Genomic DNA, 24,554 nt, shown 5'->3' on the forward strand with positions numbered 1-24,554 from the left:
TGTCGCGCGGATTGCCCGCTTTATATCTGGTCTTTTCGGCAAGTTCACGCCATTCAAGCGTTAATTGTAATAATATGAGCGGGACGCTGCCAGTTGCGCACAGGCTTGGCGAAAACGGTGGCCCTTGTGGGCATGATGGGCGCCGGCAAGACTGCCGTGGGCACCGCCATGGCGCGCATGCTGGACGTGCCGTTCCTGGACTCGGACGCCGAGATCGTGGCCGCGTCGAACCTGAGCATCGCCGAGATCTTCGAGCGCGAGGGCGAGGCGTATTTCCGCGACAAGGAAAGCCAGGTGCTGGCGCGACTTCTGAGCGGTCGGCCCTGCATTCTGTCCACCGGCGGCGGCGCCTTCCTGTCCGAGCGCAACCGCGCCGAGATCGCGGCGCGCGGCGTGGCGGTCTGGCTGAAGGCGGACCTGGATCTGCTGTGGTCGCGGGTGCGCCACAAGAACACGCGCCCGCTTTTGCGGACCGAGAACCCCAAGCGCACCCTGGCCGCGCTCTGCGACGCGCGCGAGCCGCTTTACGCCAAGGCCGGCATTTGGGTCGAGGCGGATCGGCGGCTGTCGGTCGAGCAGATGGCGCAGAAGGTCATCGGCGCGCTGCAAGAGCGCGCGGATCTCTGGGACGAAAGGGCGGTGCCGTGAGCCGTGTGGTCCCGGTCGATCTGGGCGCGCGATCCTACGAGGTGCATATCGGGCCGGGTCTTCTGGCGCGCGCGGGCGCGCTGATCGCGCCGCTTCTGGCGCGCCCCCGGGTGGCGGTGCTGACCGACGACACCGTGGCCGCCGCGCATCTGGACGCCTTGCGCGCGGGGCTGGGCGATATCGACATGGTGGCGCTGTCGCTGCCGCCGGGCGAGGGCACCAAGAGCTGGTCGGCCCTGCAGCGATCGGTGGACTGGCTGCTGGAGCAGCGCGTGGAACGGCGCGACGTGGTCGTGGCGCTCGGGGGCGGCGTGATCGGCGATCTCGCGGGCTTTGCCGCCGCGATCCTGCGGCGCGGCGTGCGGTTCGTGCAGATCCCCACGTCGCTGCTGGCGCAGGTCGACAGCTCGGTGGGGGGCAAGACCGGGATCAACGCGGCCGCGGGCAAGAACCTGGTGGGCGCGTTCCACCAGCCCAGCCTGGTGCTGGCGGACACGGATGTGCTGGACACGCTGACGCCGCGCGATTTCCTGGCGGGCTACGGCGAGGTGGCGAAATACGGGCTGCTGGGCGACGCGGAGTTCTTCGCCTGGCTCGAGACGCATGGCCCCGCGCTGGCGCGCGGCGACGGCGATCTGCGGGCGCAGGCGGTGGAACGGTCGGTGCGGATGAAGGCCGATATCGTCATGCGCGACGAGACCGAGCAGGGCGACCGCGCGCTGCTGAACCTGGGCCACACGTTCTGTCACGCGCTCGAGGCGGCGACGGGCTATTCGGACCGGCTGCTGCACGGCGAGGGCGTGGCGATCGGCTGCGCGCTGGCGTTCGAGCTGTCGGCGCGGATGGGCTTGTGCGCCCAAGAGGATCCCAGCCGCGTGCGCGCGCACCTGGCGGCCATGGGGATGCGCAAGGACCTGTCCGACATCCCTGGCGATCTGCCCGGCGCCGACGCGCTGATCGAGCTGATGGCGCAGGACAAGAAGGTGGTGGACGGGCAGCTGCGCATGATCCTGGCGCGCGGCATCGGGGATGCCTTCGTGACGGGCGACGTGCCGCCCGCCGTGCTGCGCGATGTTCTGCGCGATGCGCTGGGCAAGAAAATCTGAGATTTTCTTGCCCGGATTATCCTTGATAATCTGCGCCGTTCAGAACGGGATTTCGTCATCCATGTCGCTGGCGGGCGGCCCGCCATAGCCACCGCCGCCGCTGCCACGGCTTCCGCCGCCGCCGCTGCTTCCACCGCCGTAGCCGCCGTCGCGATCGTCGGAATAGCCGCCGCCACCACCCGAGCCGCCGCCGTCACGCCCATCCAGCATGGTCAGCTCGCTGCGATAGGGGCGCAGCACGACCTCGGTCGAATAGCGGTCCTGGCCCGACTGGTCCTGCCATTTGCGGGTCTCGAGCTGGCCCTCGATATACACCTTCGAGCCTTTCTTCAGATACTGCTCGGCCACGCGGGCCAGCGGTTCCGAGAAGATCGCGACCGAGTGCCATTCGGTCCGCTCTTTGCGCTCGCCGCTGCTTTTGTCCTTCCACGTCTCCGAGGTGGCGATGCGCAGGTTGCACACCTTGCCGCCATTGCTGAATGTCCGCACCTCGGGGTCGCGACCCAGATTGCCGATCAGGATGACCTTGTTCACCGATCCCGCCATGGGTTTCCTTCCTTTCCTATCGCCGATTTGCCGCGACCGTATCGCCTTGGACGCCCCGTTGCGAGGGCGAAAGATCACCCTTTTCGACGCCGAAAGACCCGTCCTTTCGAACGGGGTTCAAAAATTCGGGCGACCGGGTATAGTCGGGTTCATAAAATCTGCCGAACCTGGGACAGCGAAATGAAATTGCTCTGCATTCTCGCAGCCTGTGGCGCGTGTCTGGCCCTTGGGCCCGTTGCGGCCGACAGCCTGAGCTTGTCGTCGAAAGGCCGCGTGGCCATCTTCAAGAATCAGCTCGACGTTCTGGACAGCCGCGCGTCGGCTCAATACGCCGGATCGGCCAAGCTGAAGCCGAAGATCGCCACGGTGCCCACGCGCGCCGTGGCCGAAGGGTCGCCCAAGCGGTTCACCGGCAAGTATCGCGGCCAGTACCTGCCGCTGGCCAAGCAGGTCGCGCGCAAGCACGGCGTGCCCGAGGACCTGTTCCTGCGGCTGGTGCAGCAGGAATCGGGCTGGAACCCCGGCGCGGTGTCGCACAAGGGGGCGATCGGACTGGCGCAGCTGATGCCGGGAACGGCCCGCACGCTGAAGGTCAATCCGCACGTCCCCGAGCAGAACCTGGATGGCGGTGCGCGCTACCTGCGCCAGCAGTTCAACAAGTTCGGCAATTGGCGCCTGGCGCTGGCCGCCTATAACGCGGGCCCCGGCGCGGTGGAAAAGCACGCGGGCATCCCGCCCTACCGCGAGACGCGCGATTACGTGCGGATCATCTTCGGGTCCTAACCCGCCTTCTGCTTGATCCGGGCCGCCAGCGTGTCCAGGCTGCCGTGGCTGGCTTTCGGCACGATTCGGTAGGCTGCGTTGACCGCGCAGAACAGCGCGAAGCCCAGTAGCCCGACGCAGAGCAGTCCCACCAGGACCCGGCCATAGGGCTGGCCGCCCAGCCAGTCGAACGCCTTGCCGACGCCGCCCGCCTCGGAGCCGGAGGTGGTGAGCGCGGCGTAGCAGAGCAGAGCGCCGATCACCGTCACGACGAATCCCTGCGAGGCCACGCCGCCCCTGAGGGCAGGATCCCAGTTGCGGGTGAAGTGGTTGCCGATCAGATGCGCGCGGTAGGCCCGTTTCCACGCCTTGCGCATGTAGTAGAGACCGGCGCCGACGGTGACGACACCGGCAAGCGCGACCGCGATCCGCCCGCCGGGCCATGCCATGACCGCGTCCGCCGCCTTGCCGATGGTCGACCCGCTGCCGTCGCCACCGGCCGAGAACACCAGGATCAGCGCGCCGATGCCGATGCCTAGATGCAGCAGGCCTGTGACGACCATGCCCAGCCGCGCGATGCGGCCTTCGCCGTCCGACCCGTAATCCTCAAGGTCGTAGGCCGCGTCGATCAGCCGCCAGATCGCATAGCTTGCCATTCCCGCGAAGATCGCCAGCAGCACGAAAGTGCCGCCGGTGCTGCGCTCGAGCGTGGCGAAGGCCGACATGGTGCCCTCGGCCTGCCCACCACGGCTGACGGCCCAGAGCGAAAAGCCCGTGACCACCAGGTAGACCAGCGCGCGACCGGCATATCCGGCCCGCATGAAGGGGATCGCCCAGTCGAAATCGTCCTTCGCCATGCCGTGCCCCTTTGCCGCTGTGCTGACAGGCCAACAGGCACGCGGCACTTGCGTTCCCTACTCGGCTGCCAGGGTGATGACCGGCTCCATCCCATCCAGCTTCTCGCGGGTCAGGTGGCACTTGATCTTGTGGCCATCGCCCATGTCCAGGACCGGCGGCATCTCGGTCTCGCATTTCGTGCCGGGCACCTGCGATTTCCAGGGGCAGCGCGTCTGGAACGGGCATCCGGGCGGCGGGTTCATGGCCGACGGGATATCGCCTTCGAGCACGATATGCTTCTTCTGCACGCGGGTGTCGGCGATGGGGACGGCGGACAGCAGCGCCTCGGTATAGGGGTGATAGGGGGGCGCGAAGACCTGGTCGGTGGTGCCGATCTCGACCACGTGGCCCAGATACATGACCAGCACCCGGTCGCTGAGATAGCGCACGATCGACAGGTCGTGGCTGATGAACAGCAGCGTGGTCTTCTGGCGGCGCTGGATTTCCATCAGCAGGTCGGCCACGGCGGCCTGGACGCTGACGTCGAGCGCGCTCACGGGCTCGTCCGCGACGACGATCCGCGCGTCCCCCGCGAAGGCGCGGGCGATGCCCACGCGCTGCTTCTGCCCACCGGAAAGCTGGCGTGGCATCCGGTCGGCGAATTCGCGCGGCAGCTTCACCAGGTCCAGCAGGTCCAGCATGCGTGCGCGGCGCTCGGCCTCGCTGTTGCCGATCCGGAAGATCTCGAGCGCGCGGATGATCTGGCGGCCCACCGTCATGGAAGGGTTCAGCGTGTCGAAGGGGTTCTGGAACACCATCTGGACGTCCGCCACCGTCTGCGTGTCGCGCTCGGCGATGGGGGTGTCGCCGATGGCCTTGTTGTCCAGCGTGATGTCGCCGCTGGTGGCTGTCTCGAGCCCCAGCAGGACCTTCGCGAAGGTGGATTTCCCGCAGCCCGATTCGCCCACGATGGCCAGGGTCTCGCCCTCGTGCGCCTCGAAGCTCAGCGATTCGTTGGCCTTCACCACCTTTGTCTCGCCGCCCGAGAACAGGGCCGAGGCCGCGACCTCGTAGTACTTCTTCAGATCGTCCATCCTCAGGATCACGTCGCCGGGCTCGGACGTCTCGGTCCGGTCGGCGCCGAGGGCCAGCATCTCCCAGTCGATTTCCTTGAACTTCACGCAGCGCGACCGATGCCGCTCATCGCCCGGCACCGGCTCCATGGGAATGTCGCCCGCATCGCAGCGCCCGGCCTCGAAGTAGTCGCAGCGCGGGCCGAAATTGCAGCCCCGGGGGCGCTCGTGGGGCAGGGGGAAGTTGCCGGGGATGGCCACCAGGGGCTTGGCGTTCTTGTCGGCGCCCGGCAGCGGGATCGAGCGGAACAGCGCCTGTGTGTAGGGGTGGCGCATCTTGTCGAAGACGTCGCCGATGCTGCCGGTCTCGACCGCCTCGCCGGAATACATCACGCAGATCCGGTCGCAGGTCTCCAGCACCAGGCCGAGGTTGTGGCTGATGAACAGCATGGAGGTGCCGTATTTCTTGCCCAGGTCCTTGACCAGTTCGACCACCGCCGCCTCGACGGTGACGTCCAACGCGGTCGTGGGCTCGTCCAGGATCAGCAGCGACGGGTTCGCCATCAGCGCCATGGCGATGACGATGCGCTGCTGCTGGCCGCCCGACAGCTGGTGGGGATAGCTCGCCAGGATCCGCTCGGGATCGGGCAGCTTCACGTCGGTGACGACTTCCAGCGCGCGGGCGCGGGCCTCGGCCTCGGACACGCCTTCGTGGATGATCGGCACTTCCATCAGCTGGCGGCCGATCTTCATGGCCGGGTTCAGCGACGCCATGGGTTCCTGGTAGATCATCGCGATCTCGCTGCCGCGGATGTCGCGCAGCTCGGCATCAGACATCGCGTTCAGCTCGCGCCCCTTGAACTTGATCGACCCGCCGACGACGCGCCCGTTGACGCCCAGGTCCTGCATGACACCCAGCGCCACAGTGGACTTGCCGCAGCCCGACTCGCCCACCAGCCCCATGGCTTCGCCCGGCATGACCTTGCAGGAAAAATCCATCACGGCCGGGATCTCGCGCAGCCGGGTGAAGAAGCTGATCGACAGCTGGTCGATCTCCAGGATCGGACCGTCATACGCTTGCTTGACCATCACCGTTCCTTCATCTTTCCAGAAATACCTCACGGGGGTCCGGGGGTGTGAAACCCCCGGCGGCCCGCCTAGTCACGCAACGATTCCTCGCGCAGCCCGTCGGCCAGCAGGTTCAGCCCCAGCACGAGGCTCAGGAGCGCCAGCGCCGGCGGCAGGGCAGGGTGCGGGTAGATCGACAGAAGCTTGCGCCCCTCGTTGATCGTCGAGCCCCAATCGGGGCTTTCGGGCGGCAGGCCCAGCCCGAAGAAGCCCAGCGTGCCCAGCAGGATCGTGGTGTAGCCCACGCGCAGGCAAAAATCGACGATGAGCGGGCCGCGCGCGTTGGGCAGGATCTCCCACAGCATGATGTACCACGGGCCTTCGCCGCGGGTCTGGGCGGCGGCAACGTAATCGCGCGTCTTGATGTCCAGCGCGATGCCGCGGACGATGCGGAACACGGTGGGCGCGTTCACGAAGACCACCGCCACGAACACCACCAGGATGCCGCCGGGGATGTCGAAGAGGTCGAGCCACGCGGGCAGCCAGCGGATCGGGCCGGAGCTGTCCGAGATCAGCGACAGGTACAAAAGACCCAGCACGGCGATCACGGCCGCCAGCAGCGGCGCCCGGACCTTCGGCTGGGTGTGGTAGCGCGCGTTCAGCAGGATCACGATGAAGACCAGCGGGAAGATGAAAAGCACCATCGCCATGTAGGTGGGGATGCCGGTGGCCACGATCTCGGGCGTGACCAGCAGGTAGAAGAGCAGGATCACCGGGAAGGCCAGCACCAGGTTCGCCAGGAAGGTCAGCGACGTGTCGAGCTTCGATCCGTAATAGGCGGCCGGAAGGCCCAGGGTGATCCCCGCCATGAAGGCGAAGAGCGTCGCCAGCGGGCCGATCTGCACCACGATCCACGCGCCCGCGATCATCCGGCTGAACACGTCGCGCCCCAAATTGTCGCCGCCCAGCAGGTAGTAGGGATAGGCCCCGTCGGCCGCCTCGCCGATCATCTTGGTATAGGGCGTGCCGGGCACCTTGTTCTTCATGTTGCCCGACTGGGCCAGCGGATCGTGGGTCAGGATCAGGTCCATGGCCCCGAATACGGCGGCGAAGACCCAGAACATCACCAGCGCGAAGCCCATCATGCCGATCACGCTGTCGAAGAGCTTGCCGTAAAGGCCCAGCCGCCGCTTGAAGGTGATCGACAGCGCGAAGGTCACGGCAAGCGCGATCCAGACCGGTGTCAGCTGCACGATGATGCGGGGGATGATTTCGCCCCAGGTCAACGGATCCATGGCGGCCCCCTCAGGTCACGCTGATGCGCGGGTTCAGATAGACGTAGCCGACATCCGAGATCAGCTGCGTCACAAGCACCACGATGACGGAGACGATCGAGACGCCCAGCAGCAGCTCGATATCGTTGTTGCCCGCGGCCTGAACCAGCGTCCAGCCGAAGCCCTTGTAGTTGAACAGCGTCTCGACGATCACCACGCCGTTCAGCAGCCACGGGAATTGCAGCATGATGACGGTGAAGGGGGCGATCAGCGCGTTCCTGAGCGCGTGTTTCAGCACCACGTTGCGGAAGCTCACGCCCTTCAACCGCGCGGTGCGGATGTATTGCTGGGTCATCACCTCGGCCATGCTGGCCCGGGTCATCCGCGCGATGTAGCCCATGCCGTAAAGCGCGATGGTCAGGACCGGCAGGAAGAAATTGTCGAAGGTCGCGGATTCCATGGCGCTGGTGGCGGTGCCCTTGAACCATTTCAGACCCACCGCCGAGGACGCGAAGACCGCGATCAGGATCACGCCCGAGACGTATTCGGGCGTCGCGGTGGACACGATGGACACCGTCGACAGCGTCCTGTCGGTGCGCGAGCCTTCGCGCATCCCCGCCAAAACGCCCAGGATCAGCGCCGACGGCACCATCAGCACCATGACCCAGAACATCAGCTTGCCGGTCAGCGCCAGCCGGGTGGACACGATGTCCCAGACGCCGTCCTGGAAGACCGTCGAATAGCCCCAATTGCCCTGAAGCACGCCGCAGAAGGTGGGCGCTTCCTCGGGCTCCATGCCGGTGTCGATGCAGCGGCCGCGCACCGCGCCTTCGGGATCTTCGGTGACGTAGCCGGGCAGCACGCCGAGCCATTGGCCGTATTTCACCGGAAGCGGCTCCAGGTAGCCGCGGTTTTCCAGCCAGCTGTCCACCTGCGTATCGGTCATGCGCATGTTGCCCTGGGTCTTGGCCAGCTTTTCCAGGTTCGGATACAGGTTGGTCAGGAAGAAGACGATGAAGGTCAGGCAAAGCGCCGTCAGGATCATCACGGCGATCCGGCGGAGGATGAAAAGGCCCATGTGAGTCCCTGTTCCTGGGTCGGGGTGGGTCGCGGGCGGCGCGTCCAGGCGTCCTGTCGCCGGGGCCGCCCCGACGCGGGGTGCGGCCCTGTCGATCCGTCGATTACGAGGCGAAGGCGATCTTGTAGGGGTGGATTTCGAACGAGATGTGCATGTCGGCCCCCACCAGCCCGTCCACGTGATGGCGGTAGAGCGAGCGCCAGTAGGGTTGGATGGTCACGCCTTCTTCCTGCATGATCTGCTGCAGGCGCTTCGACTTCTCGCGCCTTGTGTCGGCATCGGCGATGGACAGGGCTTCGGACAGGACGCTGTCGAATTCTTCGTTCGAGAAGCCCGTCTCGTTCCACGCCTCGCCCGAGCGGTAGGCCAGGGCCAGGATCTGCACGCCCAGCGGGCGGTGGTTCCAGTTCGTGGACGAGAACGGGTATTTGACCCAGTCGTTCCAGAACGTGTTGCCGGGCAGGATCGTGCGCCTCACGTTGATGCCCGCATCGCGCAGCTGGGCGGCCACGGCGTCGGAGGTGTTCTTGCGCCAATCGTCGTCGATGGAAATCAACTCGTGCTCGAAATCGGCCATCCCGGCCTCTTCCAGAAGCTCCAGCGCGCGTGCCGGATCGTATTCGATGGGCGGCAGTTCGGCGTATTCGGGGTGCACCGGGGCGACGTGGTGGTTTTCGGCCGGGATGCCGCGGCTGCCATATCCGAGCTCGAGACAGACGGCGTTGTCCACCGCCAGTTGCAGCGCCCGGCGGACGCGCACGTCGGCATAGGGCCTGGTGCCGTCGATCTCGGCCTGCTGGTTGGGCCGGATGACGATGGTGGCACCTGTGACGATCTCGGACTTGCGCAGGCCGATGGCGTCCATGATGTCGATGAATTCGCCCACGGATTCGTAGTTCATGTCGACCTCTTCGGCCTCGAACGCGGCCAGCCAGGCCGAAGGGTCGGTGCCGTAGTCGATGAACTCGATGCTGTCGAGGAACGGGCCGCCATAGACCTCGGTGCCCCACCAGGTGTGGTCGGGGTTGCGGGTGATGACGCCCTTCACGCCGACTTCGAGGCTGGACATCAGGTAGGGTCCGGTGCCGACGGCGTTCTGCGTGTCCTCGGGGTCGTAGCTGGAATGCACGATGGCCGCCGGGTAGTCGGACATGCCCGCGATGATCGAGATGTCGGCCTTGGGCAGGGCCAGCACGACGGTCATGTCGTCAGTCGCCGTCGCCGCGCCGTCGATCAGCTTGCCCGTATCGGGATCGACCAGCGTCGCCATGCGGCCGGCCATGGAGTTGCCTTCGGCTTCCCTGTCGCACCACCGCTCGATGTTGCGCACCACGTCGGCGGCGGTGAAGGGGTCGCCGTTGTTCCAGGTCACGCCGGGGCGGACCCGCAGGGTGTATTCGGTGGCGTCGTCGTTGACGTCCCAGCTTTCCAGCAACATGCCGCGGAAGCTGCCGTCATTGTTGTATTCGACCAGGTATTCCAGTGTTCCGCGGGCGTAATTGGCGATCTGCGACCAGTCCCACGTGCGGGTGTCCTTCAGGGGGCGCACTTCCATCTGGATGCGCAGCGTGCCGCCGTCGCGCACGTGGCCCGCGGCCTGCGCCGGGGCCGCGGCGCCGATCAGGCCGTAGGCGGCGGTGGCGCTGACGCCCAGCGCGGTCGTGCGGGCCAGGAATTCGCGGCGGTCGAGTTTGCCGTCCTTGTATTCCCGGGCGTACATCCGTCCGGCAGGGTGGATCCCGTCGCGGGTCTTGGTGGTGGTCATCTTATCCTCCCTTCGGGGCGGCTTTTTCTTGCGTATCCGTCGCCCGTCGACGCAACTTTCGTACCCGCGGGCATCGGCGTCGGCGCATACGATACAGAAAGCCCGGTGGCGTCAACCGACGCTTCCGTCACCGAAGGAAACAAATGCGACATCGCGGATGTCGGAAACGGACCGGCTGTCGGCCGACCCCCGGGGCCGTGTCAGGCGCCGCGGCGGAAGGCGCTGGGGGTCATGCCGGTCTTTTGCTGGAAGGCGCGCGTGAAATAGGCGGCCGAGCGGAAGCCCAGCGCCTGCGCCACGTCCTTGACCGGCATCCGCGTCTCGCGCAGCAGCTTGCGGGCCTCGTAATGCACCCGATCCTGCACCAGCGCCGAGGCGGGACGGCCCGACGCGGCCTTGCAGGCGCGCGACAGGTGGGTGGGCGTGATGCCGAGCTGGGCCGCGTAATCGGCCACGTTGCGCCCGTTGCGGAAATCGCGCTCGAGCAGCGATGTGAACGCGGCGGCCAGCCGTTGCGATGCGCCGCCCCCGGTCTCGAGCGCATCGCGCCAGTCGGGTCCGGCCTGCCGCTCCAGCCAGACGCCCAGAAGACCCGCATGGTGGTTCAGCGCCCGTTCGGACGCATCGGGCCCGAGATCGAGCTCGCGCTGGATGTTTTCGACTTGGTGGGACATCTCGGCCTGGGCCTGTCCGTCGCGCAGCCGCAGGTGCATGGGCTCGTCGGGCAGGTTCAGCTCGGGATCGTTGGGAAAGAAGATGACCACCCCCGCCACTTGTCCCAGCGTGTCGAAGCCGTGCATCGTGCCCGCGGGCAGCATCACCGCGTTGTGCGCCCCGTAGCCATGGGTGACGCCCTGCACGGTCAGGCGGCCCTGGCCGCGCGTGAACCAGTAGAGCACCGGCTGCGAATAGGCGCGCATGGCCTCGGTCCGCCAGCGGCCCCCCTTGGCGATCTGTTGCAAGGGCGTAATGCGATAGGGCGGAGGCGTGATCCCCGTCTCGATCATGGCAGCGATGTCTCCGATTGGCAGCGGACAGCGTCGACGTTAGCCGCAATCGGGCGCGGGTCAAAGAAAAAGCGGGACGTGTCGCCGGGGGCGCTACAATGCGACCCGGTGCCAGTCTTTCATCCGTTTGCGGAACCACGTGCGCTGCCGTTTGGCGTATTGCCGCGTGGCCAGCGTTGCGGCGTCGCGCGCCTGGTCCAGCGAGAGCGCGCCGCGCAGATAGGCGATCAGTTCGGGCGCGCCGATGGCCCGGTCGGCGGGCCGGGCGGGGTCGAAATCGGGCAGGGCGGCGCGGGCCTCGTCCAGCGCGCCGTGTTCGAGCATCGACGCGAAACGCCTAGCGATGCGGGGGTTCAGCCGCTCGGGCGGGGCGTCGATGATCACGCGCAGGCAGGCGTCGGGGGCCAGAAGCGGCGCGGGCGTGTTTTTTTGCCAGTGTGCCAGGCCGCGGCCCGTGGCGCGCTGCACTTCCCAGGCGCGCTGCACGCGGGCCCGGTTGGCCGTGTCGATCCGGGCTCGGGTGTCGGCGTCGAGCGCATCGCGCAGCGCGTCCAGGGGCAGGGCGTCCGCCTCGGCGCGGATGGCGGCGGGCACGGGCGGGATCTCGGCCAGCCCTTCGATCAGGGCGGTGAAATACAGCCCGGTACCGCCCACGATGATGGGACGGGACGCGGCGCGTGCCAGCGGCGCCACGTCGCGCAGCCAATGGCCGACCGAATACTCCTGGTCCGCCGCGACGTGGCCGTAGAGCGCGTGGGGCGCACGGGCCAGCTCGTCCGCGTCGGGCCGCGCGGTCAGCACCCGCCAGCGGGCGAAGACCTGCAGCGCGTCGGCGTTGACGATGGTGCCGCCATGGGCTTCGGCGATGGCCAGCGCCAGCGCGGATTTGCCCGACGCCGTCGGACCCGCGATCAGCACCGGGCGCGGTTGGGCGGCGCGCGCGATCACGTCGCTGATTTGCATGGCATGGCCGCCCTGTCAGGTGTTGTGGTCCGGCCCCTTTTGCGACAGTTTGCGGCCCAAGCAAAGACCGGGGGCATGATGGGCGAAGATGGTGCAATTCGGACCTACGACCGGGTCCTTCTGAAGATCTCGGGCGAGGCCTTGATGGGCGATCAGGGCTACGGCCTGCATCCCCCCACCGTGCAGCGCATCGCGCGCGAGGTCGCCATCGTCCACGAGATGGGCGTCGAGATCTGCATGGTGATCGGCGGGGGCAACATCTTCCGCGGGTTGCAGGGCAGCGCGCAGGGGATGGAGCGGACCACCGCCGACTACATGGGGATGCTGGCGACGGTGATGAACGCGCTGGCGATGCAGTCGGCGCTGGAAGAGCTGAAGATCCACACCCGCGTGATCTCGGCCATCACCATGAACGAGGTGGCCGAGCCCTATATCCGCCGCCGCGCCGTGCGCCACCTTGAGAAAAAGCGCGTCTGCATCTTCGCGGCCGGCACCGGCAACCCGTATTTCACCACCGACACCGCCGCGACGCTGCGCGCGTCCGAGATGAACTGCCAGGCGATCTTCAAGGGCACGAAGGTGGACGGCGTCTATGACAAGGACCCCGCCAAGCACGCGGACGCCAAGCGCTACGACAAGGTGAGCTATGACGAGGTGCTGCAGAAGCGCCTGGGGGTGATGGATGCGTCGGCGATCGCGCTGGCGCGTGACAACGACCTGCCGATCATCGTCTTTTCGCTGGACGAGCCCGGCGGCTTCCGCGGCATCCTGGAAGGCAGGGGCACCTGCACCTGGGTGGGCGGCGCGTAGCCGGTCGGCACCAGGGGCCGGTTCACGCGATCTTCACGCCTTGGCGCGCAAGTGACACGCAGCGGTAGATGGGCTGAAATCCCGGCAGGGGCGCACCCTCGGGCCACTGGGCGAGGCGGCGCCGACCGTCGGGGCGGGTGCCCGGTGGGACGATCCCCCGGCGATCTTGATCTGGCATTGCGCGCGCGGCTGGACTAGAAGTCGCCCGAACCACGTCACGACAGCAAAGAGGCACCATGGCCGACGATTTCGAGCTCGACACCGACGATCTGCAACGCCGGATGGACGGGGCGATCGCCAACCTGCGCACCGAATTCGCGTCGCTCCGGACCGGGCGGGCCTCGGCCTCGATGCTGGAGCCGGTGATGGTGGATGCCTATGGCGCGACCACGCCGATCAACCAGGTGGGCACGGTCAACGTGCCCGAGCCGCGGATGGTCACGATCAATGTCTGGGACAAGGCCCTTGTGGGCAAGGTCGAGAAGGCGATCCGCGAGTCGGGGCTGGGCATCAATCCGCAGCTGAACGGCACGATCATCATGCTGCCGATCCCGGAACTGAACGAAGAGCGGCGCCGCGACCTGACCAAGGTCGCCGGCCATTACGCCGAAAACGCCCGCGTTTCGATCCGCAACCTGCGCCGCGACGGGATGGACCAGATCAAGAAGGCCAAGGCGGACGGATTGTCCGAGGACGACCAGAAGTTCTGGGAAAGCGAAGTGCAGGACCTGACGAACACCTACATCAAGAAGGTGGACGAGGCGCTGGAGAACAAGCAGGAAGAAATCATGCAGGTGTGAGCTTCGGCTTGCACGCGCATTTCGGTGGTGCCCGGATCGTCCGGGATGATGTGATCCCGCGGGAGGCTTGTCGAAAGCGGTGCGGCCCGCGTGGGTTTGGCGACGCGGGCTTCCCTTTTCTCGGCTCGCGGGTGGACGCAGCGCTCCAAAACGGGGTAGATGCAGTCAAAATGGGCAGGAGCTTCCGCTATGACCGCTACCCAATCGACCGCGCCTGGTCCGCGCCATGTCGCGTGCATCATGGACGGCAACGGCCGCTGGGCGACCCAGCGTGGACGACCGCGCCTGTTCGGTCACCACGCAGGCGCGCGCCGGGTGAAGGAAATCGTCCGGGCCTGCCCGGATTTCGGTGTCAAGTACCTGACGATCTTCGCCTTTTCGACCGAGAACTGGAAACGCACCCAGTCCGAAGTGGCCGGACTGATGAAACTTTTCCGCCGCTATATCCAGAAGGAAGCGCGCGATCTTCTGGCCGAAGGCGTGCGGGTCCGGTTCATCGGCGACCGCATCCGCCTGGATGACAAGCTGGTGCGGCTCATGGACGAGCTGGAGCTTCTGACCAGCTCGAACGACAAGGTCCACCTGACCATCGCGCTGAATTACGGCGGACGCGACGAGCTGGGCCGCGCCACCAAGCGCCTGGCCCACGAAGTCGCCGCCGGACGACTGAGCGCTGCGGACGTGGACGAAACCACGCTGGCGCGCTTTCTGGACACCCACGTCCTGCCCGATCCGGACCTGGTGATCCGCACCTCGGGCGAAGCGCGGATTTCTAACTTCCTGCTGTGGCAGTCGGCTTACGCGGAATACGAATTCATCGACACGCTTTGGCCCGACTTCAACCGCGCCGAGTTTGCCCGCGTTCTGGCCGGATATGGTGCGCGCGAGCGGCGCTTCGGTGCGATACGCGCATGAGCGCATCCACGCGCTGGTCGGATCTGGGTCCACGCTTCGGGGTCGGCGCGCTGATCGCTGCCGTCGGCCTGATCTGCCTGTGGCTTGGCGGCTTGGCGTTCCTGGCGCTGACGGTGCTCATCAGCGGCGTGATCGTGTGGGAACTGGTGCGGATGCTCGACCCCGAAGCGCCCGCCGTCGCGCTGGCATGTGCGTCGGGCGTGGCGTTGCTGATCGCCGATCTGCTGCCGACCGGATACGCGCTGCCGCTGGTGCTGGCGCCGATTTTCGTGGGCATCGGTCAGCTGAAACGGCACCGCGCGACCTTTTCGATCTTCACGCTCATGATCGTGCTGGCGGGCTTCGGGATGTATTCCATCCGCGAGGAATACGGCCCCACCTGGATGCTGTGGATGGCTTTGGTCGTCATCGCCACCGATGTCATGGGCTATTTTGCGGGCCGGTTCCTGGGCGGGCCGAAGATGTGGCCGCGGATCAGCCCCAAGAAGACCTGGTCGGGCACCATTGCCGGGTGGCTGGGGGCGGTCGTCGTGGCCATCGTGTTTTTGCAGATCACCGATGCGAACGGGCAACTGATCGGTCTGGCCGTGGCGCTGTCCATGGCGTCGCAGCTGGGCGATATCGCGGAATCCGCCATCAAGCGGCGCGCGCAGGTCAAGGACAGCTCGTCGCTTCTGCCAGGGCATGGCGGGCTGTTCGACCGCTTCGACGGCATGCTGGGCGCGTCTGTCTTCCTGCTGATGACCGCCGCCATCATCGATTTCCCGCCGGGCACGGTGACGGGCTTTTGATGAGGCGAATCAGTGTCTTCGGTGCCACCGGCTCGATCGGTGGCAACACCCTTGATCTTGTCGCGCGGCGCCCGGACGATTTCGCGGTGGTGGTTCTGACCGGCGGGCACAACATCGCCGGGCTGGCCGAACTGGCCCGTCGGCACCGCCCCGAACTGGTGGTCACCGCCCACGAAGACCGGCTTGGCGATCTGCGCGCGGCGCTGGACGGCACGGGGCTGGCCTGCGCTGCCGGGGCAGGGGCCATCGCCGAGGCCGCGTCCCGCCCCGCGGATTGGGTGATGTCGGGCATCGTCGGCGCGGCAGGGCTGCCACCGGGGCTGGAGGCTTTGAAGCAGGGGGCGACGCTGGCGCTGGCCAACAAGGAATCGCTGGTCTGCGCGGGCCCGCTTCTGATGGCCACGGCGCGTGAAAACCGCGCCATCGTCCTGCCGGTCGACAGCGAGCATTCGGCCGTTTTCCAGGCGCTGATCGGCGAAGACCTGGCGGCGGTCGAGCGGGTCATCATCACCGCATCGGGCGGCGCGTTCCGGGACTGGCCGCTGGAGCGGATGCGCGCGGCCACGCCCGAGCAGGCGTCGAGCCATCCCAATTGGGACATGGGTCAGCGCATCACGATCGATTCGGCATCCTTGTTCAACAAGGCGTTGGAACTGATTGAGACCCATGAATATTTCGGGATCGAGCCGCACAGGATAGAAGCCCTGATCCACCCCGAATCGATGATCCACGCCATGGTCGGCTTCAACGACGGCGCCCTGATGGCCCATATCGGGCCGCCCGACATGCGCCACGCCATCGGCTTCGCGCTGAACCATCCCGAACGGCGCCACCTGCCGGTGGAACGGCTGGATTTCGCGGCGCTGGGGCAGTTCAGCTTCCGGGCCCCCGACGAGACCCGCTATCCCGCCTTGCGCCTTGCCCGCGAGGTGATGGAGGCCGGGGGCCTGGCCGGCGCGATCTTTAACGCGGCGAAGGAAACGGCGCTCGACGCGTTCATCGCGCACCGCATCGGATTCATGCAGATGGCCGAGGTCGTGGAAGAGACGCTTGTCAAACTGTCGTCAACGGGTCTTGGAAATGCCGTGATGACCCTTGATATGGTGCTGGACGCCGATCGCCGGGCGCGCGACTGCGCATCCTCGGTCGTTAACCAATTGTAAGAACGGTCACGGGTAAGAGCTCTCATGGATATTGCGACACTGATCCCGACCTTCGGCTCGGCCGCCTACACCATTGCGGCCTTCATCGTCGCCCTGAGCATCATCGTCGCCATTCACGAATACGGCCATTACATCGTGGGCCGGTGGTCGGGGATCCATGCGGACGTGTTTTCGCTGGGCTTCGGTCCGGTGCTGTTCAAACGCACCGACAAGCGCGGCACGCAATGGCAGATCGCGGCCCTGCCGTTCGGGGGCTACGTCAAGTTCGCGGGCGACGCCAACGCGGCCAGCGTGGGCAAGGCGGCCGCTGCCGACACCGAGGACGGCAAGCCCGCGCGCAACACCATGCACGGCGCGCCGCTATGGGCGCGCGCGGCGACGGTGGCGGCGGGCCCGGTCTTCAACTTCATCCTGTCCTTCCTGATCTTCGCGGCCGTCTTGCTGTTTCGCGGTGTCGCCAGCGATCCGCTGACCATCGACGAGGTGCGTCCCCTTCCGAACGCCGTCGAGGGCCTGCAGCCGGGCGACCGGCTTTTGTCCATCGCCGGAATCGAAACGCCGCCCCTGGAAGAGATGAACGGCTATATCGCGTCGCTTCCGGTCGAGCCGGTGCTGGACTACGAAATCCTGCGGGGCGGCGCCGAGCGCGTGGTGCAGGGCGCCTATCCCGAACCGCCGCTGGTCGGCGGCATCACCCCGCAATCGGCCGCGCTGGACGCGGGCATCGAGCGGGGCGACGTCATCACCGCCATCAACGGGCGCGAGATCTTCGCCTTCTCGCAACTGCGCGAGGCGGTCGGCGCCTCGGACGGCCAGCCCCTGGATCTGACCATCTGGCGTCCCACGGAGGACGGGCAGGGCGAAGAGCTGACCCTGACCATGGCGCCCAAGCGGATGGACCTGCCCCTGCCCGAAGGGGGGTTCGAGACGCGCTGGCTGATCGGCATTTCGGGCGGGCTTTACTTCTCGCCGCGGACCGTGACGCCCGGACCGTTCGAGGCGGTCAGCTACGGTGTCGAGCAGACCGTCTATATCGTGCGCTCGTCGCTGTCGGGGCTGTATAACATGGCCGTGGGCGCGATCAGCAGCTGCAACCTGCGCGGACCCATCGGCATCGCCCAGACCAGCGGCGCCATGGCGAGCCAGGGCGCCACCAGCTTCGTGTGGTTTATCGCCGTGCTCAGCACCGCGGTGGGCCTTCTGAACCTGTTCCCGATCCCGGTGCTCGACGGCGGGCACCTGGTCTTCCACGCCTACGAGGCGGTGCGCGGAAAACCGCCAGGCGACTGGGCGCTGAACGTGCTGATGGCCATCGGCCTGGCGCTTCTGGGCACCCTGATGCTGTTCGCGATTTTCAACGATCTTTTCTGCCCCTGAGCCACGGGCGTGACCAGAAGCGGTCTAAATCTTGTCACAATCGCCCGATAGACCCGACTCCACGCCCAAACGGGGATTAGGGGAAGATCATGGAATATATCCAGGCGGGATCTCGCAGTCTGTCACTGCTTTACCGGATCAATTTCGACCGGCTGCTTTACCCGGCGACCATCGCCTTCGCCTTGTGCTTCGGTGCGTTCATCGGTTCGCTCTGACTTCAGGCGCCCAGGCGCGCCATTCCCCGATCGGCCCCAAAAACACACCCCGTCGCAGCTTGCACCGACGGGGTGCTTGCCGTTTTGACAAGGTCTGACAATCCCGCTACTCAACCAATGACAGGGACGTCAGAATTGGATTTATACATGCTGACTGCGATGGGGGCGGGCGGCCGCAAAGGTCTGGATTTCAACGGTTTGTGGCGCGCTGGACTTGGAGCCTTGCTGTTGGCGCTGGTCAGCCTGACGCCCCTGCCGTCGCAAGCGCAGTCCTTCAGTTTCTCGAACGTCTCGATCGAAGGCAACGCCCGGGTCGAGGACGCGTCGATCCTGTCGTTCCTGAACCTTCCGCGCGGGCAGGCGGTCAGCGCGGGCGATCTGAACGCCGCCTACCAGCGCCTGGTCAATTCGGGGCTGTTCGAGACGGTCGAGATCGCGCCGCAGGGCAGCACGCTGGTCGTGCGCGTGGCGGAATGGCCCGTCATCAACCGCATCAACATCGAAGGCAATTCCCGGCTCGACGACGAAGAGCTTCTGGCCGTGGTCGAGACGACGCCCCGTCGGATCTATTCGCCGTCGCAGGCCGAAGCCGACGCAGCGGCCATCGCGGCCATCTACGAGGAGCGCGGGCGACTGGCGGCAAGCGTCACGCCGCGCATCATCCGTCGCTCGGAAAACCGCGTGGACCTGGTGTTCGAAGTGGCCGAAGGCGGCGTCGTCGAGATCGAGCGCCTGTCCTTCGTCGGCAACCGCGACTATTCCGACGCGCGCCTGCGCCGGGTGCTGGCCACCAAGCAGGCGGGTCTTTTGCGCCGGATCATCGGCCGCGATACCTTCGTGGCCGACCGCATCCAGTTCGACCGCCAGCTTCTGACGGATTTCTACAGCTCGCGCGGCTATATCGACTTCCGCATCCTGTCGGTGAACAACGAATTCGCCCGCGATCGCGGCGCGTTCTTCATCACCTTCAACCTGCAGGAAGGGCAAAGCTACGATTTCGGGTCGATCACCGCGTCGTCGCAGGTGCCGGGGATCGATCCGCAGGAATTCGCGGCCGTCGCCCAGATCCGGCGCGGCCAGACCTATTCGCCCCAGGCGATCGACAACGCCATCACCCGGATGGAGCGCCTGGCGATCCGCAAGGGGCTGAACTTCATCCGCGCCACGCCGCAGATCACCCGGGACCAGCGCAACCTGATCCTGAACGTGAACTTCGAGCTGGAACGCGGGCCGCGGATCTTCGTGGAGCGCATCGACATCGAGGGCAACGCCACCACGCTGGACCGGGTCATTCGCCGCGAATTCAACGTGGTCGAGGGCGACCCCTTCAATCCCCGCGAAATCCGCGCCGCGGCCGAACGGATCCGGGCCCTCGGGTTTTTCGCGAATGCCGAGGTCGAGGCGCGCGACGGCACCGCGCCGGGCCAGGTCATCGTGGACGTGGACGTGGAAGAGCAGCCCACCGGAAGCCTGACCCTGGGCGGCGCTTACAGCACCGACAGCGGCATCGGGTTCAATGTCGGCTATTCCGAGCGCAACTTCCTGGGCCGCGGCCAGACGCTGGCCTTCGACATCTCGACCGGCGCCAACAGCCAGCAATCGCAGCTGACCTTCATCGAGCCCTACTTCCTGGGCCGCGACCTGTCCGCTCGGATCAGCGTCTTCTACGAGACCACCGATCTGGACGAGGCCGATTACAACACCCGCGTGGCGGGCTTCAGCCCGGCGCTGAGCTTCCCGGTCAGCGATAACGGGCGGCTGCAATTGCGCTATCGCCTGGCGAAGGAATCGATCCTGGACGTGGACGAGGAAAGCTCGCCCATCATCCAGGCCGACGAGGGGTCGGAATACAACTCGTCCATCGGCTACACCTATACCTGGGACAGCCGCCGCACGGGGCTGGATACCGAAAGCGGCGTGGTGCTGCGCTTCGGCCAGGACCTGGCGGGGCTGGGCGGTGACTCGGAATACCTGAAGACGACCCTGACCGCCCGCGCCCAGCGCCAGGTCTGGAACGAGGAAGTGACCCTGCGCGCCATCTTCGAGGCCGGGACGATCAATTCGCTCGGGGATCGCAACAACCGGATCATCGACCGCTTCTTCCTGAGCTCGCGCCAGATGCGCGGCTTCGAGCCGCTGGGGCTTGGCCCGCGCGATCTGGCCGCGCCGAACGAGGATGCCTTGGGCGGCAACGCCTTCGCCGTGGCCCGCTTCGAGGCCGACTTCCCCCTGGGCATCCCCGAGGAATACGGCATCTCGGGCGGAGTCTTCCTGGATGCGGGCACCGTCTGGTCGCTGGACGAGACCACGGGTTTCGACGGTGTCGAGGTCGACGACGATCTGAACGTGCGGGTCGCGGCCGGGGTGTCGGTGTTCTGGACCACGCCGCTGGGACCGCTGCGCTTCAACTTCTCGAAGGCGCTGAAGAAAGAGGATTACGACCGCACGCAGTCGTTCAATGTCAGTGTCCAGACCACGTTCTAGGTCCTTCCGCCGCCTGGCCGCCGCGCTGTGCCTGTCGCTTGCATCCGGCGTTACGGCTGCGGCACAGGATGCGCGCGAGACCGACGCGCCGCTGCGCCTGCCGGTGGTCGTGGTGGACCAGGAGCGGCTTTTCGATGACAGCGAATACGGCCAGCGCGTCTTGGCCGAGATCGACAGCCGCAGCGAAGAGCTGGCCGCCGAGAACCGCCGGATCGAGGCCGAGCTGACCGCCGAGGAACGCGCGCTGACCGAGCTGCGCAAGACCGTGTCGCAGGACGTCTTTCGCGCCCGTGCCGCCGCGTTCGATGCCCGCGTGACGCAGCTTCGCGCCGAACAGGATGCCAAGCTGCGCGCCGTCAGCCGCCTGCGGGACGAAGCGCGCCAGACGTTTTACGGGCTTATCGGGGACGTCCTGCGCCAGATCCTGGCCGAGCGCGGCGCGCTGGTGCTGCTGGACCGGCGGGCCGTCCTGTCGGCGGTGGATGCCGCCGATATCACGCCGCTGGCGATCCGCCGGATCGACGCCGAAATCGGCGATGGCGTGCCCGACGAGACGCAGGAATAGACGACCCGGCGTTTCTTGCGCCCCGGCATGGCGCTTGCTACCCATGCGCAGCCATGCCACCGCGCGAAAGGGGTCTCCATGACGCAATCGGCCGATATCCACCTGATCCAGCGGATCATTCCGCATCGCTATCCCTTTTTGCTGGTTGACCGGGTCGAAGATATCGAAGGCCATGACAGCGCCCGCGGCATCAAGAACGTCACCTTCAACGAGCCGCATTTCCAGGGACACTTCCCCGGCAGCCCGATCATGCCGGGCGTCACCATCATCGAGGCGATGGCGCAGACCGCGGCCGTGATGGTGGGGGTTGCCCAAGACTTGGCCGACAAGAATTTCCTGGTCTATTTCATGGCCATCGACAGTGCCAAGTTCCGCCGCAAGGTGATCCCCGGTGACCGGCTCGAGATGCACATCACCACCAAGCGCGGCGGCGGCAAGGTGTGGAAGTTCCACGGCCGCGCCGAGGTCGAGGGCGAGCTGGCCTGCGAAGCCGAGTTCACCGCCATGATGGACCTGCCGAAGTGACCGTCTCGCCCACCGCGCAGATCCACGCCCAGGCCCTGGTCGAGGATGGCGCGGATATCGGCGATGACGTCAAGATCGGCCCCTTCGCGGTGATCGGTCCCGAGGTCACGCTGGGTGCGGGCGTCGAGATCAAGAGCCATGCGGTCGTCACGGGCCAGACGCGGATCGGCCCGGGAACGGTCGTCTTTCCCTTCGCCAGCATCGGCGAGATCCCCCAGGATCTGAAATTCGCGGGCGAGGTCACGCGGCTGGAAATCGGCGCGCGCTGCCGCATCCGCGAGCACGTGACCATGAATACCGGCACCGAGGGCGGCGGCGGGCTGACCAAGGTGGGCGACGATTGCCTGTTCATGACCGGCTGCCACGTGGCCCACGACGCCATCGTCGGCGACCGGGTCATCATCGTGAACCACTCGGCCGTGGCGGGGCATTGCCGTATCGGCGACGACGTGATCATCGGCGGGCTTTCGGGCGTGCACCAATGGGTGCGCATCGGCACCGGCGCCATCATCGGCGCGGTGACCATGGTTACCCATGACGTGATCCCCCACGCGCTGGTGCAAGGGCCGCGCGGCGAGCTGGACGGGCTGAACCTGGTGGGGCTGAAGCGCAGGGGCGTGGATCGCAGCGACATCACCGCCCTCAGGGCCGCGTTCCAGATGCTCAAGCAGGGGGAAGGCGCGTTCCAGGACCGCGCGAGGCGGCTTTCGGACGAGACGGACAGCGACTACGTGCGCCTGATCACCGATTTCATCCTGGCGCCCAGCGACCGCGGCTTCCTGACACCGTCATGACATTGTGCCTGGTGGCCGGGCAGGGGCGCCTGCCGCAGGTGCTGGCCGAGCGTGCCCGGCCGCAATTGATCGCGGCCGTCGAAGGGTTCGCGCCCGAGGGGCTGGAGGTGGCGCGCAGCTTCCGGGTCGAAACGCTGGGCGGCTTCATCAAGGGGCTGAAGGCCGACGGCATCACTCGGATCTGCTTTGCCGGGGCGATCCGGCGCCCGGCGCTGAACCCCGCCAAGGTCGACGCGGCGACGCTGCCGCTGGTGCCGAGGATGCTGAAAGTGCTGGGGCAGGGCGACGATGCGGCGCTGCGGCTGGTCTTGTCCCTGTTCGAAGATGCCGGGATCGCCCCCGTGGCCGCGCACGACCTGGTGCCCGACCTGTTGCCGCCCGCGGGTGTGCTTGTCGGGACGCTGCCGAAAACGGCCGAACGCGATGCCGCCCGCGCGGCCGCCATCGTAGCGGCCATGGGGCAGGCGGATGTGGGGCAGGCCTGCGTCGTGGCGGGCGGCCAGGCGCTGGCGATCGAGGCGATGCCGGGTACGGACTGGATGCTGGGCAGCGTGGCGCAGGCGCGCCGCGGCGACCTTCGGCTGCCCGAGGGGGGGCTCCTCTACAAGGGGCCGAAACCGGGGCAGGACCGCCGGGTGGACCTGCCCGCGATCGGTCCCGAAACGGTCCGCGCGGCAGCCGAGGCCGGGTTGCGCGGCGTGGTGATCGAAGCTGGCGGCGTGATGATCGTCGACCGCGACGCGACGCTTGAGGCGGCGCGCGCGGCGGGCCTGTTCGTCTGGGTGCGTCCGGCATGAAGGTCTTCGTGATCGCGGGCGAAGCCTCGGGCGACCGGCTTGGCGCGGCGCTGATGGAGGGGTTGAAGAGCCTGCGGCCCGACGTGACCTTTGACGGCGTGGGCGGGCCCTTGATGCAGGCGCAGGGCATGGAAAGCCTGTTCGCCATGGACGAGCTCAGCGTCATGGGACTGACCGAGGTGTTGCCCCAATACCTGCACCTGCGCCGCCGCATGATTCAGACCGCCGATGCGGTCCTGAACGCGCGCCCGGACGTACTGATCACCATCGACAGCCCCGATTTCTGCCTTCGGGTGGCCGCGCGCGTGCGCAGATCCGCGCGCATCCGGACGGTGCATTACGTGGCGCCATCGGTCTGGGCCTGGCGGCCGGGGCGCGCGCGGAAGATGGCGGCGCATGTGGACCAGGTGCTGGCCCTGCTGCCGTTCGAGCCGCCTTACATGGAAGCGGCCGGGATGCGCTGCGATTTCGTGGGCCACCCGGTGGTGTCGGGACCGGACGCCGACGCAGACCTCGTGGCCGCCTTCGGCGACGGCCCGCTGCTGCTGGCGCTGCCCGGGTCGCGAAAATCCGAGGTCAGCCGCCTGATGCCGGTCTTCGGCGACGCGCTCGGGCGTCTGAAGGCCCACCGGCCAGATCTGCGCATCGTCCTGCCCGCCGTTCCCCACGTGGCGGGACTGATCCGCGACCACCTTGCCGACTGGCCGGAGACGCGGGTGATCGACGCCTCCGATACCGCGCTGAAGCGCGCCGCCTTCGCCGCCGCCGACCTGTCCCTCGCGGCCAGCGGAACGGTGTCGCTGGAGCTGGCCCGCGCCCGCACGCCGATGGTCGTGGCCTACGACATGAGCTGGCTCAGCTGGCAGATCATGCGGCGCATGGCCCTGATCGACACCGTGACACTGGTGAACCTGGTGGTGGGCGAAAAGGTGGTGCCGGAATTCCTGGGACCCGCCTGCAAGGGCGAAGCGATCGCCGACGCGCTGCGCACCCTGATGGACGATCCGACATCCCAGGAACGGGCGCTCGAGCAGACCATGCATGCGTTGGGCGAAGGCGGCGATCCGCCCGGCTTGCGCGCCGCCCGCGCCGTTCTGGACGGGCTGGGCTGAGGGCTACGCCCGCCCTGCCTAGACACCTTTCCCCATCTTTGTTCTTCCAAATATCCCGGTGCCAGGCCCGCAAAGGGCG

General features: G+C 67.0%; 24 protein-coding genes. 16 read left to right on the plus strand and 8 right to left on the minus strand.

What is annotated here, in order from left to right:
* The first annotated feature begins 93 nt into the window (after nt 1-93).
* Complete coding sequence (locus ILP92_RS08950) at nt 94-648, plus strand: shikimate kinase (protein ID WP_198916050.1); 555 nt, start codon at nt 94-96, stop codon at nt 646-648.
* On the plus strand, nt 645-1,754 hold the full coding sequence (gene aroB / locus ILP92_RS08955) for a 3-dehydroquinate synthase (protein ID WP_198916051.1): 1,110 nt from the start codon (nt 645-647) through the stop codon (nt 1,752-1,754). Before ILP92_RS08950 ends, aroB begins: the two co-directional genes overlap by 4 nt.
* Nucleotides 1,755-1,793: 39 nt before the next feature.
* On the opposite strand, the gene ssb is transcribed toward aroB, so the two are convergent.
* Nucleotides 1,794-2,300 (minus strand): single-stranded DNA-binding protein, encoded by a 507-nt coding sequence (gene ssb / locus ILP92_RS08960; RefSeq protein ID WP_198916052.1) that lies wholly within the window; start codon nt 2,298-2,300, stop codon nt 1,794-1,796.
* A 180-nt stretch (nt 2,301-2,480) separates the two neighbouring features.
* Between ssb and ILP92_RS08965 the strand changes: the two genes are divergently transcribed.
* On the plus strand, nt 2,481-3,083 hold the full coding sequence (locus ILP92_RS08965; protein WP_198916053.1) for a lytic transglycosylase domain-containing protein: 603 nt from the start codon (nt 2,481-2,483) through the stop codon (nt 3,081-3,083).
* Here the strand turns inward: ILP92_RS08965 and ILP92_RS08970 are convergent.
* The 7 genes from ILP92_RS08970 to miaA form a co-directional block, all read right to left on the minus strand.
* On the minus strand, nt 3,080-3,919 hold the full coding sequence (locus ILP92_RS08970; protein WP_198916054.1) for a DUF1206 domain-containing protein: 840 nt from the start codon (nt 3,917-3,919) through the stop codon (nt 3,080-3,082). The genes ILP92_RS08965 and ILP92_RS08970 overlap by 4 nt on opposite strands.
* Nucleotides 3,920-3,976: 57 nt before the next feature.
* Nucleotides 3,977-6,061, minus strand: coding sequence for a dipeptide ABC transporter ATP-binding protein (locus ILP92_RS08975; RefSeq protein WP_198916055.1), 2,085 nt, complete (start codon nt 6,059-6,061; stop codon nt 3,977-3,979).
* 68 nt (nt 6,062-6,129) lie between these two features.
* Nucleotides 6,130-7,335, minus strand: a complete 1,206-nt coding sequence (locus ILP92_RS08980; protein WP_198916056.1) for an ABC transporter permease — start codon at nt 7,333-7,335, stop codon at nt 6,130-6,132.
* A gap of 10 nt (nt 7,336-7,345) precedes the next feature.
* Entirely contained in the window at nt 7,346-8,392 is a 1,047-nt protein-coding gene (locus ILP92_RS08985) for an ABC transporter permease (protein WP_198916057.1), read from the minus strand.
* Nucleotides 8,393-8,495: 103 nt separating this feature from the next.
* Nucleotides 8,496-10,157 carry an ABC transporter substrate-binding protein gene (locus ILP92_RS08990; protein ID WP_198916058.1) on the minus strand — a complete coding sequence of 554 codons (1,662 nt, stop codon included), beginning with the start codon at nt 10,155-10,157 and terminating at the stop codon, nt 8,496-8,498.
* 200 nt (nt 10,158-10,357) lie between these two features.
* Nucleotides 10,358-11,164 (minus strand): helix-turn-helix transcriptional regulator, encoded by an 807-nt coding sequence (locus ILP92_RS08995; protein ID WP_198916059.1) that lies wholly within the window; start codon nt 11,162-11,164, stop codon nt 10,358-10,360.
* A 93-nt stretch (nt 11,165-11,257) separates the two neighbouring features.
* A complete protein-coding gene (miaA, locus tag ILP92_RS09000; protein WP_198916060.1) occupies nt 11,258-12,127 on the minus strand; it encodes a tRNA (adenosine(37)-N6)-dimethylallyltransferase MiaA in 870 nt (289 codons plus the stop codon).
* A gap of 78 nt (nt 12,128-12,205) precedes the next feature.
* Here miaA and pyrH point away from each other — a divergent pair, with 78 nt between their 5' ends.
* The 13 genes from pyrH (at nt 12,206) to lpxB (ending at nt 24,475) form a co-directional block, all read left to right on the plus strand.
* Nucleotides 12,206-12,937: a UMP kinase gene (gene pyrH / locus ILP92_RS09005; protein ID WP_198916272.1), complete on the plus strand. Its 732-nt coding sequence runs from the start codon at nt 12,206-12,208 to the stop codon at nt 12,935-12,937.
* 236 nt (nt 12,938-13,173) lie between these two features.
* Nucleotides 13,174-13,737 (plus strand): ribosome recycling factor, encoded by a 564-nt coding sequence (gene frr, locus ILP92_RS09010; protein WP_198916061.1) that lies wholly within the window; start codon nt 13,174-13,176, stop codon nt 13,735-13,737.
* 189 nt (nt 13,738-13,926) lie between these two features.
* Complete coding sequence (gene uppS, locus ILP92_RS09015) at nt 13,927-14,652, plus strand: polyprenyl diphosphate synthase (RefSeq protein ID WP_198916062.1); 726 nt, start codon at nt 13,927-13,929, stop codon at nt 14,650-14,652.
* Nucleotides 14,649-15,443, plus strand: coding sequence for a phosphatidate cytidylyltransferase (locus ILP92_RS09020; protein ID WP_198916063.1), 795 nt, complete (start codon nt 14,649-14,651; stop codon nt 15,441-15,443). Before uppS ends, ILP92_RS09020 begins: the two co-directional genes overlap by 4 nt.
* Nucleotides 15,443-16,606, plus strand: coding sequence for a 1-deoxy-D-xylulose-5-phosphate reductoisomerase (gene dxr / locus ILP92_RS09025; protein ID WP_198916064.1), 1,164 nt, complete (start codon nt 15,443-15,445; stop codon nt 16,604-16,606). Before ILP92_RS09020 ends, dxr begins: the two co-directional genes overlap by 1 nt.
* Nucleotides 16,607-16,630: 24 nt before the next feature.
* Entirely contained in the window at nt 16,631-17,983 is a 1,353-nt protein-coding gene (gene rseP / locus ILP92_RS09030; protein ID WP_198916065.1) for an RIP metalloprotease RseP, read from the plus strand.
* Nucleotides 17,984-18,072: 89 nt separating this feature from the next.
* A complete protein-coding gene (locus tag ILP92_RS18715; protein WP_268968519.1) occupies nt 18,073-18,198 on the plus strand; it encodes a hypothetical protein in 126 nt (41 codons plus the stop codon).
* Between the two features lie 147 nt (nt 18,199-18,345).
* Nucleotides 18,346-20,682, plus strand: coding sequence for an outer membrane protein assembly factor BamA (gene bamA, locus ILP92_RS09035; protein ID WP_235971285.1), 2,337 nt, complete (start codon nt 18,346-18,348; stop codon nt 20,680-20,682).
* Complete coding sequence (locus ILP92_RS09040) at nt 20,657-21,247, plus strand: OmpH/Skp family outer membrane protein (RefSeq protein ID WP_198916066.1); 591 nt, start codon at nt 20,657-20,659, stop codon at nt 21,245-21,247. Before bamA ends, ILP92_RS09040 begins: the two co-directional genes overlap by 26 nt.
* Nucleotides 21,248-21,325: 78 nt before the next feature.
* Entirely contained in the window at nt 21,326-21,772 is a 447-nt protein-coding gene (fabZ, locus tag ILP92_RS09045; RefSeq protein ID WP_198916067.1) for a 3-hydroxyacyl-ACP dehydratase FabZ, read from the plus strand.
* A complete protein-coding gene (gene lpxA / locus ILP92_RS09050) occupies nt 21,769-22,566 on the plus strand; it encodes an acyl-ACP--UDP-N-acetylglucosamine O-acyltransferase (protein ID WP_198916068.1) in 798 nt (265 codons plus the stop codon). Before fabZ ends, lpxA begins: the two co-directional genes overlap by 4 nt.
* A complete protein-coding gene (locus ILP92_RS09055) occupies nt 22,563-23,363 on the plus strand; it encodes an LpxI family protein (protein WP_198916069.1) in 801 nt (266 codons plus the stop codon). The genes lpxA and ILP92_RS09055 overlap by 4 nt, the downstream gene beginning before the upstream one ends.
* Entirely contained in the window at nt 23,360-24,475 is a 1,116-nt protein-coding gene (gene lpxB / locus ILP92_RS09060; RefSeq protein ID WP_198916070.1) for a lipid-A-disaccharide synthase, read from the plus strand. Before ILP92_RS09055 ends, lpxB begins: the two co-directional genes overlap by 4 nt.
* Nucleotides 24,476-24,554: the final 79 nt, after the last annotated feature.

Source organism: Palleronia pontilimi, from assembly GCF_016412875.1.
Lineage (GTDB): Bacteria > Pseudomonadota > Alphaproteobacteria > Rhodobacterales > Rhodobacteraceae > Palleronia > Palleronia pontilimi.

What these genes read in the sequence shown, in the direction of transcription:
- pyrH (WP_198916272.1), top strand. Translation starts at nt 12,206, where the DNA reads ATGGGCGAAGATGGTGCAATTCGGACCTACGACCGGGTCCTTCTGAAG.
- ILP92_RS09055 (WP_198916069.1), top strand. Translation starts at nt 22,563, where the DNA reads ATGACATTGTGCCTGGTGGCCGGGCAGGGGCGCCTGCCGCAGGTGCTG.
- fabZ (WP_198916067.1), top strand. Translation starts at nt 21,326, where the DNA reads ATGACGCAATCGGCCGATATCCACCTGATCCAGCGGATCATTCCGCAT.
- ILP92_RS08990 (WP_198916058.1), bottom strand. Translation starts at nt 10,157, where the DNA reads ATGACCACCACCAAGACCCGCGACGGGATCCACCCTGCCGGACGGATG.
- ILP92_RS09020 (WP_198916063.1), top strand. Translation starts at nt 14,649, where the DNA reads ATGAGCGCATCCACGCGCTGGTCGGATCTGGGTCCACGCTTCGGGGTC.
- bamA (WP_235971285.1), top strand. Translation starts at nt 18,346, where the DNA reads ATGCTGACTGCGATGGGGGCGGGCGGCCGCAAAGGTCTGGATTTCAAC.
- ILP92_RS08970 (WP_198916054.1), bottom strand. Translation starts at nt 3,919, where the DNA reads ATGGCGAAGGACGATTTCGACTGGGCGATCCCCTTCATGCGGGCCGGA.
- ILP92_RS08995 (WP_198916059.1), bottom strand. Translation starts at nt 11,164, where the DNA reads ATGATCGAGACGGGGATCACGCCTCCGCCCTATCGCATTACGCCCTTG.
- uppS (WP_198916062.1), top strand. Translation starts at nt 13,927, where the DNA reads ATGACCGCTACCCAATCGACCGCGCCTGGTCCGCGCCATGTCGCGTGC.
- lpxB (WP_198916070.1), top strand. Translation starts at nt 23,360, where the DNA reads ATGAAGGTCTTCGTGATCGCGGGCGAAGCCTCGGGCGACCGGCTTGGC.
- ILP92_RS08965 (WP_198916053.1), top strand. Translation starts at nt 2,481, where the DNA reads ATGAAATTGCTCTGCATTCTCGCAGCCTGTGGCGCGTGTCTGGCCCTT.
- ILP92_RS09040 (WP_198916066.1), top strand. Translation starts at nt 20,657, where the DNA reads ATGTCAGTGTCCAGACCACGTTCTAGGTCCTTCCGCCGCCTGGCCGCC.
- frr (WP_198916061.1), top strand. Translation starts at nt 13,174, where the DNA reads ATGGCCGACGATTTCGAGCTCGACACCGACGATCTGCAACGCCGGATG.
- rseP (WP_198916065.1), top strand. Translation starts at nt 16,631, where the DNA reads ATGGATATTGCGACACTGATCCCGACCTTCGGCTCGGCCGCCTACACC.
- ILP92_RS08975 (WP_198916055.1), bottom strand. Translation starts at nt 6,061, where the DNA reads ATGGTCAAGCAAGCGTATGACGGTCCGATCCTGGAGATCGACCAGCTG.
- ILP92_RS18715 (WP_268968519.1), top strand. Translation starts at nt 18,073, where the DNA reads ATGGAATATATCCAGGCGGGATCTCGCAGTCTGTCACTGCTTTACCGG.
- ssb (WP_198916052.1), bottom strand. Translation starts at nt 2,300, where the DNA reads ATGGCGGGATCGGTGAACAAGGTCATCCTGATCGGCAATCTGGGTCGC.
- ILP92_RS08985 (WP_198916057.1), bottom strand. Translation starts at nt 8,392, where the DNA reads ATGGGCCTTTTCATCCTCCGCCGGATCGCCGTGATGATCCTGACGGCG.
- miaA (WP_198916060.1), bottom strand. Translation starts at nt 12,127, where the DNA reads ATGCAAATCAGCGACGTGATCGCGCGCGCCGCCCAACCGCGCCCGGTG.
- dxr (WP_198916064.1), top strand. Translation starts at nt 15,443, where the DNA reads ATGAGGCGAATCAGTGTCTTCGGTGCCACCGGCTCGATCGGTGGCAAC.
- ILP92_RS08980 (WP_198916056.1), bottom strand. Translation starts at nt 7,335, where the DNA reads ATGGATCCGTTGACCTGGGGCGAAATCATCCCCCGCATCATCGTGCAG.